This is a genomic window from Pseudomonas sp. Ant30-3 (assembly GCF_000690905.1).
GTDB lineage: Bacteria > Pseudomonadota > Gammaproteobacteria > Pseudomonadales > Pseudomonadaceae > Aquipseudomonas.
Map to the genome: position 1 here is coordinate 16,938 of NZ_JMCL01000050.1, position 16,193 is coordinate 33,130.

12 protein-coding genes and 1 pseudogene are annotated in these 16,193 nt (G+C 55.6%); 6 read left to right on the forward strand and 7 right to left on the reverse strand.

Translation table 11 applies throughout. From position 1 onward, the window contains the following. Nucleotides 1-174: 174 nt before the first annotated feature. The 5 genes from DU29_RS0113025 (at nucleotide 175) to DU29_RS0113045 (ending at nucleotide 6,532) form a co-directional block, all read left to right on the forward strand. Nucleotides 175-1,872 (forward strand): sulfatase-like hydrolase/transferase, encoded by a 1,698-nt coding sequence (locus DU29_RS0113025; RefSeq protein ID WP_028622112.1) that lies wholly within the window; start codon nucleotides 175-177, stop codon nucleotides 1,870-1,872. Nucleotides 1,873-2,029: 157 nt separating this feature from the next. Then, nucleotides 2,030-2,698: an ABC transporter ATP-binding protein gene (locus DU29_RS0113030; protein ID WP_028622113.1), complete on the forward strand. Its 669-nt coding sequence runs from the start codon at nucleotides 2,030-2,032 to the stop codon at nucleotides 2,696-2,698. Nucleotide 2,699: 1 nt separating this feature from the next. Further along, nucleotides 2,700-5,171, forward strand: coding sequence for an ABC transporter permease (locus DU29_RS0113035; RefSeq protein ID WP_028622114.1), 2,472 nt, complete (start codon nucleotides 2,700-2,702; stop codon nucleotides 5,169-5,171). Then, a complete protein-coding gene (locus DU29_RS0113040; RefSeq protein ID WP_028622115.1) occupies nucleotides 5,161-6,228 on the forward strand; it encodes a lipocalin-like domain-containing protein in 1,068 nt (355 codons plus the stop codon). The genes DU29_RS0113035 and DU29_RS0113040 overlap by 11 nt, the downstream gene beginning before the upstream one ends. A 61-nt stretch (nucleotides 6,229-6,289) precedes the next feature. After that, nucleotides 6,290-6,532, forward strand: coding sequence for a hypothetical protein (locus DU29_RS0113045; protein ID WP_028622116.1), 243 nt, complete (start codon nucleotides 6,290-6,292; stop codon nucleotides 6,530-6,532). Between the two features lie 197 nt (nucleotides 6,533-6,729). Here the strand turns inward: DU29_RS0113045 and DU29_RS1000000132815 are convergent, their stop codons facing one another. From DU29_RS1000000132815 to DU29_RS1000000133730, 4 genes and pseudogenes are all read right to left on the reverse strand, one after another. Further along, nucleotides 6,730-6,900: a hypothetical protein gene (locus DU29_RS1000000132815; RefSeq protein WP_161781291.1), complete on the reverse strand. Its 171-nt coding sequence runs from the start codon at nucleotides 6,898-6,900 to the stop codon at nucleotides 6,730-6,732. A 368-nt stretch (nucleotides 6,901-7,268) separates the two neighbouring features. Beyond that, nucleotides 7,269-7,616, reverse strand: a complete 348-nt coding sequence (locus DU29_RS0113060; protein ID WP_028622117.1) for a hypothetical protein — start codon at nucleotides 7,614-7,616, stop codon at nucleotides 7,269-7,271. A 736-nt stretch (nucleotides 7,617-8,352) separates the two neighbouring features. Then, entirely contained in the window at nucleotides 8,353-8,778 is a 426-nt protein-coding gene (locus DU29_RS0113070) for a hypothetical protein (protein WP_028622118.1), read from the reverse strand. Next, nucleotides 8,775-10,055, reverse strand: a pseudogene (locus DU29_RS1000000133730) (RHS repeat-associated core domain-containing protein); the annotation flags it as partial. The gene DU29_RS0113070 and the pseudogene DU29_RS1000000133730, both read right to left, overlap by 4 nt. Before the next feature lie 190 nt (nucleotides 10,056-10,245). Here DU29_RS1000000133730 and DU29_RS0113085 point away from each other — a divergent pair. Then, entirely contained in the window at nucleotides 10,246-11,238 is a 993-nt protein-coding gene (locus DU29_RS0113085; protein WP_028622121.1) for a formylglycine-generating enzyme family protein, read from the forward strand. A gap of 30 nt (nucleotides 11,239-11,268) precedes the next feature. Here the strand turns inward: DU29_RS0113085 and DU29_RS0113090 are convergent, their stop codons facing one another. The 3 genes from DU29_RS0113090 to tssI form a co-directional block, all read right to left on the reverse strand. Next, the gene (locus DU29_RS0113090) at nucleotides 11,269-13,779 is read right to left on the reverse strand and encodes a LysM peptidoglycan-binding domain-containing protein (protein WP_081832479.1); all 2,511 of its coding nucleotides are present in this window, start codon (nucleotides 13,777-13,779) and stop codon (nucleotides 11,269-11,271) included. A gap of 148 nt (nucleotides 13,780-13,927) precedes the next feature. Next, nucleotides 13,928-14,632, reverse strand: a complete 705-nt coding sequence (locus tag DU29_RS0113095) for a DUF4123 domain-containing protein (RefSeq protein ID WP_028622123.1) — start codon at nucleotides 14,630-14,632, stop codon at nucleotides 13,928-13,930. Next, nucleotides 14,629-16,193, reverse strand: a 1,565-nt coding sequence (gene tssI, locus DU29_RS01000000129855) for a type VI secretion system tip protein TssI/VgrG (RefSeq protein ID WP_033050468.1), incomplete at its 5' end; no start/stop codon positions are given. The genes tssI and DU29_RS0113095, both read right to left, overlap by 4 nt.

Consider the following 16,193-nt stretch of genomic DNA (forward strand, 5'->3'; position numbering starts at 1 on the left):
TAGGCCCTGAAACGTTAGGGTTACAGACGATTGAGTGTGTCAGTTTTGAGTCAACGTTTTTTTGACGCTTTGCCAAAATGCCAGTCTTTTCTTGCTCTTTAGTGGCCCGGTGCTAGTGTCAAAAAATGGCCGACAATCTCTTGGCCGCGTGCACTGGCGAACTTCGGAAAGACTATGATTCGATACCTCAAAGAGCTGCTGTTAGTTGCCTATTTGATCAAGTTTTACGACTACTATTTTGAACGCTTGAGTGCCATGGGCATTGGTTTTCCAGTGCTGCTTTACGGCGGTATGTTCGTGGTGCTGACGGTGGCGCTCTTCATGACTGCATACATTCGTCAGACGCTGATTCGCTATCTGTTTGCCCTGACGATGTTTGTCTCGGCGGTGTTCTTCGACGTTTACACCCGCGTCACGGCCGATTACCTGACCTACAGCAGCTTCGTTTCGTTGGTCTATTCCGGCGGCTTCATCGAGGAGGCGGCGTACCAGTACCGCGAGGCGATTTACAGTGGGCTGCTCAGTGGCTTGCTGCTGCTGTTTGGTATTGCATTGAAACCGCGCCGACGCATGCCTTTGCCTGGCAGCCTGCTGGTGGCAGCGCCGGTGCTCGGAGTGGTGCTGCTGAGCGCCGTGCTGTTCGTCCGGGCTGGCGAAGGTGCACGCGGCCTGCCGGTGATGTTCACGCCGCTGGCGTACCTGAATCTGTTTGCCTATGAATCGCTGCACAACACAGTCGGCCCGCGGGAGCCGGTGACCCTGGCCCGCGCCGATCGCCCGGTGGGACACGACATCGTGCTGATCATCGATGAGAGCGTCTCCGGCAATTACCTGGACATCAACGCGCCGTTCGGGGTGCACAGCAACCTCAAGTCGCCACCGCCCGGTGTTGAGATTTTCAATTACGGTTATGCGGCTTCGATTGCCAACTGCAGCGTCGACACCAATGTCACCCTGCGTTACGGCGGTACGCGCACCGACTACGTGCGAATCAACAGCACGCTGCCGTCGATCTGGCAGTACGCCAGAAAAGCCGGTTTGAGCACGGTGTATATCGATGCGCAAACGACTGGCGGTCATCTGCAGAATCTTATGAAAGACAGTGAAAAAAATGACATCGACGAGTTTGTGCAGTTCGATCAAACCAGCGTGCTTGACCGTGATATGGCGGCCGCGGCGAAACTGATCGAATTGATCAACGATGAGCGCTCGCAACTGGTGTTGATCAACAAGGTGGGCGCGCATTTTCCGGTGCACGACAAGTTTCCGGATGCGTTCATGGCGTACCGGCCGACGCTGCCCCGCGGGCAGTTTGTGGAAGTGGCGGAAACCGGCAAACGTGATGGTTTTGATGGCGAGCCGGATGACTGGCTCCTGTATCGCAACGCCTACAAAAACACGTTGCTCTGGAACGTCGGCGAGTTCTTTTCGCGGCTGTTGGCCCAGGGCCAGTTGAACAAAGCCGTGGTGATTTACACCTCGGACCATGGCCAGGATTTGCACGAGCGCGGCAATCCCGGGCTGAATACCCATTGCGGCGGTAACCCGGTGGACGAGGAGGGGCTGGTGCCGCTGGTGGTGATTCAGGGCAGCGGTTTGAAGACCTTCGACTGGCAAGCCCAGTTGCATGGCAACAAGGATCGCTCCAGCCACTACAATATTTTCCCGACGCTTTTGCAGCTGATGGGCTATGACCTTGGCGGGATCGAATCGGTGTACGGCAAACCGCTGACGGTGCCGACGGAGGATGATTTCACCTTCAACTATCGCTTCAATGCGAGGCTGGGGGCGAAACCGGAGTGGAAGCACATCGACTTGAACAGGATTGTCACGCCGACCGAGGCGCCTGCGGATGGGGTGGTGGGGCAGTGAGATTTGCGTAGGCTGTTCGGGCCCCATCGCGGGCAAGCCTTGCTCCCACAGACGGCCGCAATCCGATGTGGGAGCAAGGCTTGCCCGCGAAGAACGATAACGCGGTCCAGCTGCCATCCGCTATCCTAGGCTCACTGCATCCAGCGAGCCTCTCCCCATGCTTCAGGTCCAAGGCGTCTTCAAAAGCTACGCCACTCCCCAAGGCCCGTTGCTGGTCTTGCAAGGCATTGACCTCACCCTGAAACCCGGCAGCAGCCTCGCGCTGATGGGCGAATCCGGCAGCGGCAAAAGCACCTTGCTGCACCTCATCGCCGGCCTCGACAAAGTCGATCGCGGCAGCATCCGCAGCGGCGACCATCACCTTGAACACATGAACGAAGCCCAACTGGCCCACTGGCGCCGCACCGAAATTGGGCTGGTATTTCAGCAGTTCAACCTCATCGGCAGCCTGCGCGTCGCCGACAATCTGGCATTCCAGGCGCGCCTCGCCGGCCGCCATGATCCGCAATGGCAGGCGCATCTGGTGCAGCGCTTGGGCCTGGCGGATTTACTCGAGCGTTATCCCGAGCAACTGTCCGGCGGCCAGCAACAGCGCGTCGCACTCGGCCGGGCGCTGACCTCCAAACCGAGACTGCTGCTGGCCGACGAACCCACCGGCAGCCTTGATGAAAGCACCAGCGACGAAGTGCTGAAGCTGCTTCTGGAGCTGCTCGACGACAGCCCGACAACCTTGTTGATGGTCACCCACAGCCACAGAGTCGCCGCGCGACTGGCAGAAAAAGTGGTTCTCCAGCGTGGCCGCCTGGCCACTGCAGACGAGCGCTGACATGCGGGTTTTTCGCGAGACCTTGCGCGCGCTGCTCAGCCACTGGCGGCAGCACCCGGTGCAATTTTTCAGCGTACTGACCGGGCTATGGCTCGCCACCAGCCTGTTGACCGGCGTGCAGGCGCTGAACAGCCAGGCGCGGGAAAGCTATGCCCGCGCCAGTCAGCTGATCGGCGGCGAACCCCAGGCCAGCCTCGCCACCCCAAGCGGCGCAACGTTTCCCCAGCAACTGTTTGTCGACCTGCGCCGCGTCGGTTGGCCCGTGTCGCCAGTGTTGCAAGGGCGGGTCACGCTGCAGGGCCATGAAGCGCAACGCTTGCAGTTGATGGGCATCGAACCGGTGTCGTTGCCGACCGGCTCCGCAGTGGCCGGCCAGACTCTGCCGATCGAACAGATTGTCGAGTTCTTCACACCTCCCGGCAGCACCTGGATTTCGCCGCAGACATTGCAAGCGCTGGGCCTGAGTGAAGGCGACCAGCCGCTGAGTTCCAACGGTGTGAAGCTGCCGCCGCTGCGCAGCCAGAGTGACATGGCTCCGGGCATGTTGTTGGTGGACATCGGCTTCGCCCAACAGATTCTCGAACTGCCGGATCAGCTCTCGCGCCTGCTGTTGCCGAAGGATTTCAGCGCGACCTTGCCTGATCAATTCAAAGGCGTGCTGCAACTGAAAACCAGCGACGAAGAAAACAACCTCGCGCGCCTGACCGAAAGCTTTCACCTGAATCTCGATGCCTTGGGTTTCCTCTCGTTCGTGGTCGGCTTGTTCATCGTCCACGCCGCGATCGGGCTGGCGCTGGAGCAGCGTCGCGGTCTGCTGAGAACCCTGCGTGCCTGCGGCGTCAGCGCGCGAATGCTGATCACTTGTCTGGCGGTTGAGCTGGGCGTATTGGCACTGATCGGCGGCCTGTTCGGCGTCGTCAGCGGATACCTGCTCGCGGGCGTGTTGTTGCCGGATATCGCCGCTAGTCTGAGGGGTTTGTACGGCGCCGAAGTGGCGGGGCAGTTGCACCTCAGCGTCTGGTGGTGGTTGAGCGGGATTGGCCTGAGTCTGCTCGGCGCATTGCTGGCCGGTGCCAACAGCCTGCTACGCGCGGCGCGCTTGCCGCTGCTCGCGCTGGCCGATCCGCAAGCCTGGCATCAAGCCCACGCGCGCTGGTTACGTCGGCAAGGTTGGGTCGCTGCGACGGCGGGCGTGATTGCCCTGCTGGCATGGCTTTTCGGCGACAGCCTCGCGGCCGGTTTTGTGCTGATGGCGGCGCTGTTGATCGGCGCTGCGCTGGCGTTACCGGTGCTGCTCAGTGGCCTGCTAAGGCTGATTTTGCGGCGCAGTCGATCCGTGCTCGGCCAATGGTTTCTCGCCGATTGCCGACAGCAATTGCCTGCTTTGAGCCTGGCATTGATGGCGCTGCTGCTGGCAATGGCCGCCAACATCGGCGCCGGCAGCATGACCGCCGGTTTTCGCGAAACCTTCAACGACTGGCTGGAACAGCGATTGACCGCCGAGCTCTACCTCAACCCGCAAACTCCGACTCAGGCCAGCGAGATGAATGGCTGGCTCAAGCAGCAGCCGCAGGTCACCGCCGTGCTGCCCAACTGGCAAGTTTCGGTTCAATTGCAGGGTTGGCCGGCAGAGGTCTTCGGCGTGATCGATCATCCGACCTATCGTCAGCATTGGCCGCTGCTCGAAGCCCTTGGCGATGACCCCTGGGACCGCTTGGCGAAAGACGACACGCTGATGCTTAGCGAACAACTAGCGCGGCGTCTCAAGGTAAGGCTCGGCGATCACCTGAGCATTCCCACCCCTGGCGGAACGTGGGCGCCGCAGATCATCGGAATCTACGCCGACTACGGCAATCCCGTAGGTCATGTGCTGGTCAACGTCGAGCACCTGCTGCGCGGCTGGCCGCAGCTGGCCCCCAACCGCTTCAACCTGCGCATCGAGCCGACATTGATACCGGATTTTTTGAAGGCACTGGATGCACGCTTCGCGCTCGATGACAATCGCATTGTCGATCAGGCGCGGCTCAAGGGCTGGTCCACGCAGGTCTTCGAACGCACCTTCGCCGCCACCGCAGCACTCAACAGCCTGACCCTTGCCGTCGCGGGCGTGGCCTTGTTCATCAGCCTGTTGACCCAGAGCCAAAGCCGTCTCGGGCAACTCGCCCCACTGTGGGCGCTGGGCGTGACGCGTCGGCAATTGATGCTGCTCAACCTGGGGCAAACGTGGCTGCTGGCAGTGCTGACCCTGGTGCTGGCGTTGCCTTTGGGTATCGCGTTGGCGTGGTGCCTGGACACTGTGATCAACGTTCAGGCCTTCGGTTGGCGCCTACCATTGCGCGTGTTCCCGCTGCAACTGCTGCAGCTGATGGGGCTCGCGTTGTTGGCGACACTGTTGGCGTCTGCGTGGCCGTTGTACTCGTTGTATCGCACGCAACCGGCCGACCTGCTCAGGACGTTTGCCCATGAAGATTAGATTTTTGGTGTTGCTGCTGGCCCTGCTGCTCAGCGCCTGCGATGACTCTGCACCGGCTGAAAAAGGCTTCGCAGGTTTGGGCGGTGAAGCGGCTGCGTTCACGCCGGTGGTGCCCGGACGGGTCTTCAGTTTCCCGGCGGATCACGGGCCGCACGACGGTTTTCGCATTGAATGGTGGTATGTCACCGCCAACCTCAAGGACGCTCAGGGCCGTGAATTCGGTGTGCAATGGACGCTCTTCCGCAGCGCCTTGAAAGCCACTCCCGAAGTGCCCGGCTGGGGCAGTCAGCTGATCTGGCTCGGGCATGCGGCCGTAACGTCGGCGACCGAGCACCGCGCCGCCGAGCGCTACGCCCGTGGCGGCGTCGGCCAGGCGGGGGTGAGTCTGGGGCCGTTCAACGCGTGGATCGATGATTGGCAGTTCAGTAGCGAGGGTTCAGACACCTTGAGCGATCTGCAACTCAGCGCCCGGGACAAGGGTTTCAGCTACCGATTGCACCTGACGTCCACGCGCCCATTGGTGCTGCAAGGCGATAACGGCTTCAGCCAGAAATCCGAGCAAGGTCAGGCATCCTATTACTACAGCCAGCCGTTTTTTCAAGCGACTGGCGCCGTGGAAATCGACGGCACGACCTACCAGGTTAGCGGCCCGGCCTGGCTCGACCGCGAATGGAGCAGCCAGCCGCTCACCGCGAATCAGACCGGTTGGGACTGGTTCTCGCTGCACTTGGCGGGCGGCGAAGAAGTCATGCTCTATCGCATGCGCCACAAGAATGGAGAACCTTACCTTACCGGCACCTGGATCGATGCCCATGGCCAGACTCAGACATTGCACGCGTCCGATATCAGCCTTGTTCCGCAGGACACCGCCGAAGTAGCAGGGCACTCGATGCCCGTCCGTTGGTCAGTGAAAATCCCCGGCAAACATCTCGACATCAGCGTCGACGCGCTCAATCCCAATGCGTGGATGGATTTGCGCATCCCGTACTGGGAAGGCCCGGTGCGCCTAAGTGGTAGCCATGCAGGCCAGGGCTATCTGGAAATGACCGGCTATTGATCGGAACTCTCGTCCGTCCGGCGTCCTCCTAAGTGTAGAAGCCCGAACACAGGAGTTCGCCATGAGCGATGACCTCAAACTGCCCGACCGCGCCACTTGGCAACGCCTGTTTGACGACGAGGCCTACCGCCAGCAATCGCCCGACGCGCACTACGCCGAGTTGTTGCGCGTGGCTGATGACTTGCTGGGGCAGGGCGCCATCGACCTTGAGCAATGGCAGACACTGAAAGCCAAGGCCGAGCAATCCCACAAAAGCTCACCCGCCGAGAACGTCGCCCGCGAAGTCGACGATCCAGAAGCTTGAGGAGAATCACCATGAGTCGTGAACCGAAAGACACAGCGCAAAACCCTGAAGAACCGAATCCGCCAGGAGAGGTGGAGCGGGATAACGATGCGCTGAGACCGACTGATCCGAAGCGGCGCGAGGAAAGCGGGAAGGGGACTGAGAGTGGGGAGTCTACGGCGCAGGAGACTGCGGATAGGTCTTGAGTGGCATCGCGGCTACTCATTATCATTGATATTGTGATGGTTCAACATTTGCTCCGAACCATCCCAATCGGGCGGTGTATTCCCGCCTGGGTGTTTTTTCTTGCCAATGATAAACCCGACAAAATTGTTGTCTTCGTCGTAGTAAACTCGACCATCCCACGCGGAGTTGTCGATGAATCGCATGTTAATTGTAGTTCCAGGTATCATGCGCGAAAGTTCATCGATCAACTCCATCGATCCAGGCGATGACAATCCAGCAGATTGAGCAATTTCTTCTTGGGTGATAATTTCATTTTTTAACTCGTTGCTGATTTTTTTATAATGTAATTATTTAGGAAATTGAAGTCTCCACTAACGACCTCACCTACCGGTTTCGCTGTTCTTTTTGCGCTCTGGAAAAGCTTAAAATGCTCGTTTAAAAAACCTAAAATGTTCATGGTTAAAAATCTCAATGTTTGCGTCGCTCGGGCTTTTTTGCAGGACCTCCTGCTCCCTCTATCGAAGATTACAAAGATCTGGCTTGAAAAAATATATTCCCGTCTCGTCCACTACTATGTTTTTCCTACTTCTGTCAAAAATAGGCCCTGCAAATCACCGGTTAGGTTGTTGCCATCTTTACCGTAAGTAAGTGAAAAGTCATCATTTGCGCCGTCAATCGTGTTAACCCCATCCATGATCCCTAGAATATTCGACGTTGTATCAACCATTATCTGCCTAATCACCTCAAGGAAAACATTTCGCTGTTCTGCAGGTATAGAGTTAAATAGAGCTATTGCTCGCTTCCAGTATTCATCGGTCGCATCAGACATAGATGTGCTAGAAAACAAATCCTTGTGAATCATAATATTTTCATCAATAACTGCCGTTTTGAGGCCGATTACAAAGTCTTTTGGGTTCATTTGAGATTTGCTCGCTTGGAAAATGCGTCAGGGAAAAACGTTGTTCATTTTCATCAGTGTCTGGAGCCTTTTGTTCGGTATATCTTTATATACTCGCCGAAGCACGAATCGCCATTCTTGGACGCAGTAAATTTTTTATGTAGTGCAGGGAGCCGGCAGCGGATTCGTTACTCGGTGCTGGATGCACCGTTCGACAGCCTGAGAAGGTTGCAGAACCTTCAATTAAGGGCCTCCAATGTCCGCTCTCCGAAGCACCTTTGCAGGCACAACCGGAGAATATAGCAAGTGGATTTACAGGCATTAGCTCTCGAACCGCATCGGATTTCAGTGTCTTACAAGCGGTTGGTCAACCAATTACACGCAGACACTATCATCAAAGTGGATGAGGACCCACGAAATGGTCCATGAGGCGGATACGCTGAGCACCCTTTTTGCAGAGCAGGAAGCTACCAAGGCGGCCAAGAAGAAATTCAAGTTTGTGGAAGTGATTTCGGTAAATGCGATGTAGGGGACTTAACAAAACTCGCGGGCCAGGCATTGAATCGCCTATGATTTCATCACTAACCGCGCCTCCCTAGCTGACACTTGTGGAGGGCAACTCCGGGATTAGCTGCAGAGTAATGCCTTTGCACTTCAGCTTTGTCAACCCCGCGGCTAGTGACTACTCGCCAGCGACATATGAGCCCGACACCCAGACTCATTGCCTTGTATAAAATTGTTCCGGCTGGTTTTATTTTTAAGATAAGTACCAAATAAGAAACTCAAAAAAGCCGCTCCATTTTAGCTGCTGTTTTCCAGCTAAAAAATCATCTCGGTTAGCAAGGCTAAAATCTAAGACCTCCTCGCTATTTTTGTCATATAGATAGCATCCTTCACTTTGAACACTTGTGAGACAAATGAAATTTTCAGGTAGTTCCCATACCTCATGAATAAAGTTTGTGCCAACTTCTATCTCATTGCTTGGGTCAGCGATGTCACATAGCTCTTCATCCGAAGAGTTACTTCTGAACAAAGTTATCGTATAATTCAAAAAAAACTCTGACAGTTCACTGTCTAAACTTATATTCAGTGCTGTTAGTGCTTCGGTGACGGAGCGTTTGTCTGTCCGGTGGATATCACCAGGTTGCTTTTCAATAAGTTTAATCAGCTCGTTCGGGATCATTTCGCGCTCTCTGCTGCTCGGTCTTTCCAATATTGTGGGACTTCTTTCTTAAAGAGTTCCCTATCTACAGGCGCATCTGGGTGTTGGCTATGTCCGTAAGGGTGTACTGCTTCTCGACCCTTGCCTTTTAAGGTTGTAAGGTGAGTCCTACGACTTAGCTCAAAAAGCGGCCCCTTTCCATTTTGCCTTGAGTGGTGCAACTGAAGCTGTTGAGGAACCCCATCCTTCATGATGTAAGGTGCGCCACCTTCTTTCGCTCTATCCAAGTTCGACATGCCTTTGTGTTCCAAATCCCAGTCGATATCCTGTTGGAAAACTTTGTATTCATTCCCTGTACCTTTTCCACCTGCTTTCCATTTGGTTTCAGTTTTAAAGAACTTTGGATTCTTACCGCTTTCAGGCCCCGGGGCATCCGGTGCACCGTCATTTACCTTGGCGCCATTCTCAGGAGACTCAAGTCTTGACGGAGGCTTACACCCATCCGCTCCCGGACAGTTATCCAACCCCAATGGATCCACCCACCCGGTAGGGTTAGGCACGTACCGATAGTTGTTCAACCCGCCCGCAAGCTTGATCGGGTCGGGTGTCAAATACCGTCCAGTGCCCGGATTGTAGTAGCGATGCCGGTTGTAATGTAAGCCCGTCTCAGCATCGAAGTACTGGCCCTGGAAGCGCAGCGAGTTATCAATTTCCGCCACATCAAGGGTGGCGAGGTTGCCGTAGGCGCGGTATTTCGCCGACCACATGATCTCGCCGCTGTAGTCGGTGAGTTCCTGCGGTGTGCCGAGGTGGTCGAGTTGGTAGTAGAACGGTGTGGCTTTAAGCGGGCCTTCGCCGTCGAGCATCGCCAGCGGGCGGAAGGTGCCCGGTTCATAAACGTAACTGCGATAGCGGTTGTTGCCGCTTTCGGCGATCAGGCGTTCGCCTTGCCACAGGAATTCCGTGGTGTGGCCATCGACGGTTTTGGCGATTCGGCGGCCAAAGGCGTCGTACTTGTAGGTCGCTACGCTGCCGCCGGGGAGGCTGACGCCGATCAGGCGGTGCTGGCAGTCGTAACGGTATTCGGTGACGAGTTTCTGTCCGGTGCCTCGGCGTTCGCGCGCCAAATTGCCGTAGGCGTCGTAGTCGTAATGTCGATCACCCTGCATCAGCAGGCGGTTACCTTTGACGTTGGCCAGGCTCGCAGCCTGCTGATCACCTTGGCCGAGCAGGTTGCCTGCCGGGTCATGGGCGAAACTTTCCGGGGTGGCGCCACGAACCTTGATCAGATGAGCGAGTAGCTGCAGGCTGTTCGATTTGGTTTTCGGATGTTAGGTAGGAACGAGGAAGTGGCCGCTGACCAGCAACGACTGCTTGATATCGACGTGCTAAGGCAGGTGGTTGAAGTGAAGACGAATCCGGCACTTTGTAGTCCTGCTTTGGGATGGTAAGGTCTTCCCTTGGACGCACCTAATAAGGATATTGCTCGTGTTACGTCAGTCTGTAATTGCCCTCCCTTTCGCTATGTTGCTGGTAGGTTGCGAGGCCGAGTCCGGCCCGTTGCCAAGCAGCAAGGTTCTGTCGCCGGAAAAAGTCGCATCGATTGCGGCGACGATCCAAACGAAACACCCAAGCCTCTCCAGTGAGCTGCGCGACAAGGTGTTAAGCACGGTTGTGCAGTCCATTGACAACATGGTGTTTGTAGAAGGTGGCCAGTTCGATATGGGTGATTTTCGCTGGGCCTGTGAGTACGACGAGAAAGACGTTTGCAAGTGGCCCTGTGGTCAGGAGCCGGAGCAGCTCTGTAATATTAGTCGTAATGGTGATGACGACTTCGTGCATCCGGTCAAGTTGAGCAGTTATTATTTTTCAAAGTTTCAAGTTTCACTCGGCGATTTTGACCTGTTTTTCATCGCTAACGGAAAACCTCTGTTTGACGCTGAAAAGCGCCAGCGCGAAGATCTAAAATTTCGTTATCAGCCAGATTTGCCAGCACCTACTCAGAGTTGGCAGCAGGCTCAGAACTACTGTGGGTGGCTTGGGAGCTTAAGTGGTTATGCTGTTGATTTGCCTACGGAGGCGCAGTGGGAGTATGCAGCTCGTAGCCGAGGGCAGCACGTACTTTTCCCTACTGATAGTGGGAGCCTTGATTACGGGAAAAATTTTCCGCTTGATGATGAAGGAGATAATTTTTCCATCAACAAATTCGCGCCTAATCCTTTGGGTATTTATGGGCTTGCGGGTAACTCAACGGATTGGGTGAGCGACTGGTACGATCAGGATTACTATAAAAATTCTTCCCTTGAAAACCCTAAGGGACCAAGTTCTGGTACTCAAAAAATCAGGCGTGGTTCAACCGTGTTGGAGGCTTCCTTATCTTCTGCCGCGATTGTTCGTCGTTGGGCGGTAGAGCCTTCCAGTGATCGCTATTCAGGAGGAACTAGTTTTCGTTGTGCGATTCAAAGAAACACTCCACTTTGATAGCGTTAAAAGAACGCAATCCTGGTTTTTTTATACAAGACCATCAAAAAGACCGCTGCTTTTTGCTGCCAATAACGTTTTTTCTTTACGCCATGGCAAACCTGGAGTCCATGCCAACATTCCATTGTTTTGAGTCGAAGAATCAGCATTTATAGCCAATGTTCCAATGAACCTGTTGAACTGTTGCTGCTCCGCTCCATCAAGTAGGGCGTTCAGGCGATCCAGGCTGTCCATAGCATCGACCTTGGTCCCGTTTTTTGAACAGTGCTCCAAAACTTCAATGAAGTGTCTCCAGCTACCCAAGTGAGATAGCAATAACACGACGGCCTTTTCCTGCTTTTCTGCCCAGCTTTCAACGAAGCTCTCAGTTAATAGGTAGATCATCGGTCCTATGGTTTGCGGCGGTAACCTGTTCAACGGTAACTTTTTATTATTTACTTCCACAGATTTTTTGTCTAGGAGGTACGTCGCTAACTTCTCTGCTTCTTGTTTAGTGCCTTGCCGATCGGTCCACCAGTCGCGCATGCTTTCTGCGCCCTTTGAGAATGCTTCTTGTGCTTTAAGGCCGGGCTGAGTTGTGACTTTGAATAGTCCCTGCGCGATAAAATTAAATGCATCCTTAGTCACCGCTAACTGATAATGAAAGTCGGCTTTAGACAGAGCATTGCAAAAAACGTAAATCAAATCACCGATCTTATCTAGTTCAACCGAAGTCCCGAAGCCACCACCTGCTCCTGGCCCGAATACCAGGCTAGCTTTGCAGTTAACTGCCAAACGGTCTGAGCTGATCTCGATACCAAAGTCAAAGCTGGCCCCAATACCCAGTGCCGCATTTCCCTCAGCCTTAATTTCCACCAAGCTCGACCAATCCGTACTCCCACTGTCGTTAGCCTGCCCGGCAGTGATCTTGCCTGTCCCTTGTTTGGTTGAATCAAGCCACTTCAATGTACCGGTCACGGTGCCGCCGCCTTGCACACCCGCGAAGGCGTTCCCTTTGATACCTAAACTCCCACCGCGTTTTTTGTCGACCGCCATTTCAGGTGTGCTTAACAGAGCTGTTGCACCAGAGGCTTCAGCCTCCTCAGGCTTGTACTGTGCTTTGACACCGGCCTGCCCTTGGGCGGTTGCACCAACAAAACACGACAACTCCACCTTGCCGTCGAGTCTAAAGACGCCGATATCGCTGGCCACTTCCTTACCTTCGGCATTGCGGTAAGGCATTCGCACTACATAGCCACCTTGATCAGGAAAGAAGCTTTTGAGCGCCATTGATCCCTCAGCTAGCGAGATCGCCGCACTACCTTTGACTCCGAGTTCGATATTGCCTTTGCCGGGTTCCCAACTGTTGATGCCTGCACTGGCCGTGGCGGCAAACCGGAAGGCGTGGGCTTCGGCTGATACGGCGTATTTTGCCGAGTCCGCCTCGTTGGAAGTCCAGGAACACTCTTTGTGTAAAGCGTTAAGGAGATTGTCGTCCTTGCTCGTCCATGAAGTGAACTTGGCTTCCAGACTACCAAGAGGACTGGTTTTTCGGCTATCGCTGACAGCGCTCCGGATGTCTTTGATCAGATCTTTGGCCAGATTTTTATCGAGTGGCTTGCCCTGCATCACCGTGGTAGGAACTCTGACGCGCCACGTGAGCTTCTCGCGAGTGCGGATCGGAATGTAGTGGCGGCGGGTCGGATCACGGAAGGAGATGTATTCGACCACGGTGATGCCGGTTTTTACCTGCTTGCCCTTCTGAGTTTCCGTAGCTATGCCCTTGCTGTGTTTAATGTCCGATGCCGCGCCGTTAGCGCTGGTAGAACTGTCACCGGCTTCGGCCTTGCCTTGCGCTGCAATCCGGGTACGCAGTGACTGTATTTCCGCATTCAGCTCGGCGAGTTTTTTTGCCTTCAGGCCTCCCCAATTATCCTCCAGATAGCTACCTTCGAACGCGGCTTTCGGGGTGTAGCGCTGATAAAAATCGCGAGCACTTTGCACCGTTGCCAGTTGACCTTGCAGATCTTCTTTGCGGGTGACTACGGTTTTGGGCTTTTCCACTGGTGGCTCGGATCGCTGGAGCAGTCCTGCCTCTTCGGCCTTGGCGTTCCATGCATCTTTGACGCAGCGGCTGCAAGAACAACTGCCCTTAGGATCCTTAGTCTTGGCACACTGGCTTGCCTCGGTCGCCTTTGCCAGATTCTGGTGCAGTTCGTCCATGAGTTTTTTGACGATGTCTGACTGCTGCTTGAGCACGGTCGATTCTTTTTCCGTCAGCACGTAAAAGTGCTCTTCGCCGGTGATATGGATGACTTCGACCAGTTCATCCTGGCATTCAATTGCACCTTTGACGGCGGTAGTGCTCTGGTTGTCCGCGTGCTTGGGCGCCGGCATTGCTTCGACCGAGGCGACGGGCAATTTCAACACCCAGCCGCTTTTGATGTGGCTGGGGTCGGTAATGATCGGATTCAGTGCCCGCAGCTCTGCCACGGAGCTTTTATTAGCGCCGGCAATGCTGCCAAGAGTGTCGCCGCTCTTAACGGTGTAGGTGTTGCTCATTGCTCGTCGTCCTTGTGATTTACAGACTTTCCAGTTGAGTCAGCTTGTCGCCCAGCGCGATGTCTTCCCGTGCCAGCAATTCGGCGGCAGGGGCGTTATTCCAGAAACTGTCACCATGCTGAATGGCTAAACGCAGCCATCGTTCCTGCTAGGCTATTAGTCCATAGCCGAAGTCCAGCCCCGCCAATAATTGGCGATGGACGAATTCGACGCTGCCGTCCGTGGGTAAAACTTCGTGGTAGTCGGCCGCGAAGCGGGTCGCTATTACCTTTAAACGGCTCTGTTCGATCGATACCTGACGCTCAGGGCTCAGGTACAACCATGCCGGAGGCTGGACGGCCGCTACATGACTTTGAGGTGCTTTTGCGTAGTATCGCCAGCCGATTTCGTTACGCCAGGCGAGGCCACTGAACGGCCCGACGAACTGGGCTTGCTCGGTTTTAGGAAGCGAAAGCAGTAATGGCTCTAACCAGCGCGGATCAAAAAAACGCATCATTTGCAATGGTTCTTCGTCAGTTCGGACGGTGAGAAGGCTGCGCCAGTGTTCAACGCCCTGATCCAATAATGCGGGATTACTCAACCAGGCGACACACCCGGCGTCAGTCTGCTCCAGCAACGTACTGATATAGGGCGCGGCGGTCTGGTTTTCCGGGTACATGACGATGAATGGGCCGGCCGGTTGCAGTTCTGTGTATGGCGTATTTGTGAACAGCGGAATACAGGTTGGCGGCAATTGTTCATCTTTTCCGAATAGCTGGCCTAGTAGATCCGGATCAAGACTTCTATCCAGAATCAGGCACATCGCGCCTTTTTTCGCCGGTCGCTTGAATGGCGATTCAATGGATTCAATCATGCTGACGTACCCGGTTGATGAATAGGGCAGCAGCCTGTTGCATCCAGATGACACGAGGGTGTCGGGAGCAAGACACCGGCCATTGATTGTGCTTTGAAAGAGGCCAGTGAAGGTTTGACGACTTGACCCGCCTTATCCGCATCCGCCTGCTTCAACACCCCAGGCAACAACGGCGCCGCGCCTGTTCCACTACCAGGGCTGCCCCCGGAGTTCACGTTGATCACCGGCCCACTCAACGTCACACCACCGGCATCAATCTTGATAAAACTGCCGCCGCCCTTGAGTGTCAGTTCGCTGCCGGCTTCGAGCACCACCTTCAAACCGCTGCTCAGGTGAATCTCCTGGCCGGCTTCGATGAACTGGCCGGTGCCGATTTTCACGTGCTGGTTAACACCGACGCTGAGATGATCGCTAGCCTTGGCTTCAACCTTGCGATCGGCATACACCGTGTGGTGTTCCTCCGCCTTGAACTCCGTGTAGCTGTTCTTCTCGACCGTGTCATGGCGTTCGTTGCCAACCCGAATCTTCTGGTCGTGCTCGACGTTTTCATCCCAGTCACGTTGAGCGTGCAGGAAGATTTGTTCCTGGCCTTTTTTATCTTCGATGCGCAGTTCGTTGAAACCACCGCCACCCGGGGAACTCAGGGTTTTGAAGGTGGTACGCGTCTTGTTGGCCGGCAGAGGGTAGGGGACGATGTTTTCCTTGTGGAACAGGCAACCGCTGACCAGAGGTTGATCGGGGTCGCCTTCCAGGAAAGTCACCAGCACTTCCATGCCGATGCGCGGGATGGCGATGCCGCCGTAGTGAGCGCCGGCCCAGGCCGAGGAGACGCGCAGCCAGCAGCTGGTTTTGTCGTCGGCCTGGCCTTCGCGGTCCCAGTGAAACTGCACTTTGACGCGGCCGTATTGATCGCAGTGGATTTCTTCGCCTGTCGGGCCGGTGACGACGGCGCTCTGGCTGCCAAGGATGCGCGGTTTTTTCTGGGTCAGGGGCGGGCGGTGGGGCACGTCCCACGGCGTCGCCTGGAAGCGGTTGCGGTAACCCTGATGGAAGTCGTCTTTGAGCGTCGTCGTGTCACTGGTCACCGACTCTTCCAGCACTTGTGGCTGTTTGCCTTCGTGGAGGATTTCGGTCAGGAGCCACAGATCGTTCCACTTGGCTTTCGGATGCTGAGTCAGGGCGAGGAAGTGGCCGCTGACCAGCAACGGTTGATCGCTTTTGCCTTCGGCGAGTTGGAAGTCACTGCGGTGGCGTTCCAGGGCGCGGTTGGCCAGGTGTTTGCCGCGCTCGCGGTCCACAAACCTGCCGGGGTAATCGTAGTCTTCAAGATCAGGCAGGGCATCGCCGCGCTTTTCGCTTTCGAGGGTGATGCGCGGTTTTTCGAAGTCGTAATCGCGACGCGTCGTGCGGCTGGTACGGGTTTCCAGACGCAGGTCGAAGCGCTTGACCACCGGGTCGTTGGCGACCATGCCGGAGTCTTGCTGATAGGCCACCGGGGCCAGTTTGGGGAACACCGTCTGGTCATCGCCGAACACCAGTTTGTGGCCAGTGGTGGTGTGCT

Excerpts from the sequence above, each read along its gene's own strand:
- DU29_RS0113025 (WP_028622112.1), top strand. The coding sequence starts at position 175 with ATGATTCGATACCTCAAAGAGCTGCTGTTAGTTGCCTATTTGATCAAG.
- DU29_RS0113030 (WP_028622113.1), top strand. The coding sequence starts at position 2,030 with ATGCTTCAGGTCCAAGGCGTCTTCAAAAGCTACGCCACTCCCCAAGGC.
- DU29_RS0113035 (WP_028622114.1), top strand. The coding sequence starts at position 2,700 with ATGCGGGTTTTTCGCGAGACCTTGCGCGCGCTGCTCAGCCACTGGCGG.
- DU29_RS0113040 (WP_028622115.1), top strand. The coding sequence starts at position 5,161 with ATGAAGATTAGATTTTTGGTGTTGCTGCTGGCCCTGCTGCTCAGCGCC.
- DU29_RS0113045 (WP_028622116.1), top strand. The coding sequence starts at position 6,290 with ATGAGCGATGACCTCAAACTGCCCGACCGCGCCACTTGGCAACGCCTG.
- DU29_RS1000000132815 (WP_161781291.1), bottom strand. The coding sequence starts at position 6,900 with ATGCGATTCATCGACAACTCCGCGTGGGATGGTCGAGTTTACTACGAC.
- DU29_RS0113060 (WP_028622117.1), bottom strand. The coding sequence starts at position 7,616 with ATGAACCCAAAAGACTTTGTAATCGGCCTCAAAACGGCAGTTATTGAT.
- DU29_RS0113070 (WP_028622118.1), bottom strand. The coding sequence starts at position 8,778 with ATGATCCCGAACGAGCTGATTAAACTTATTGAAAAGCAACCTGGTGAT.
- DU29_RS0113090 (WP_081832479.1), bottom strand. The coding sequence starts at position 13,779 with ATGAGCAACACCTACACCGTTAAGAGCGGCGACACTCTTGGCAGCATT.
- DU29_RS0113095 (WP_028622123.1), bottom strand. The coding sequence starts at position 14,632 with ATGATTGAATCCATTGAATCGCCATTCAAGCGACCGGCGAAAAAAGGC.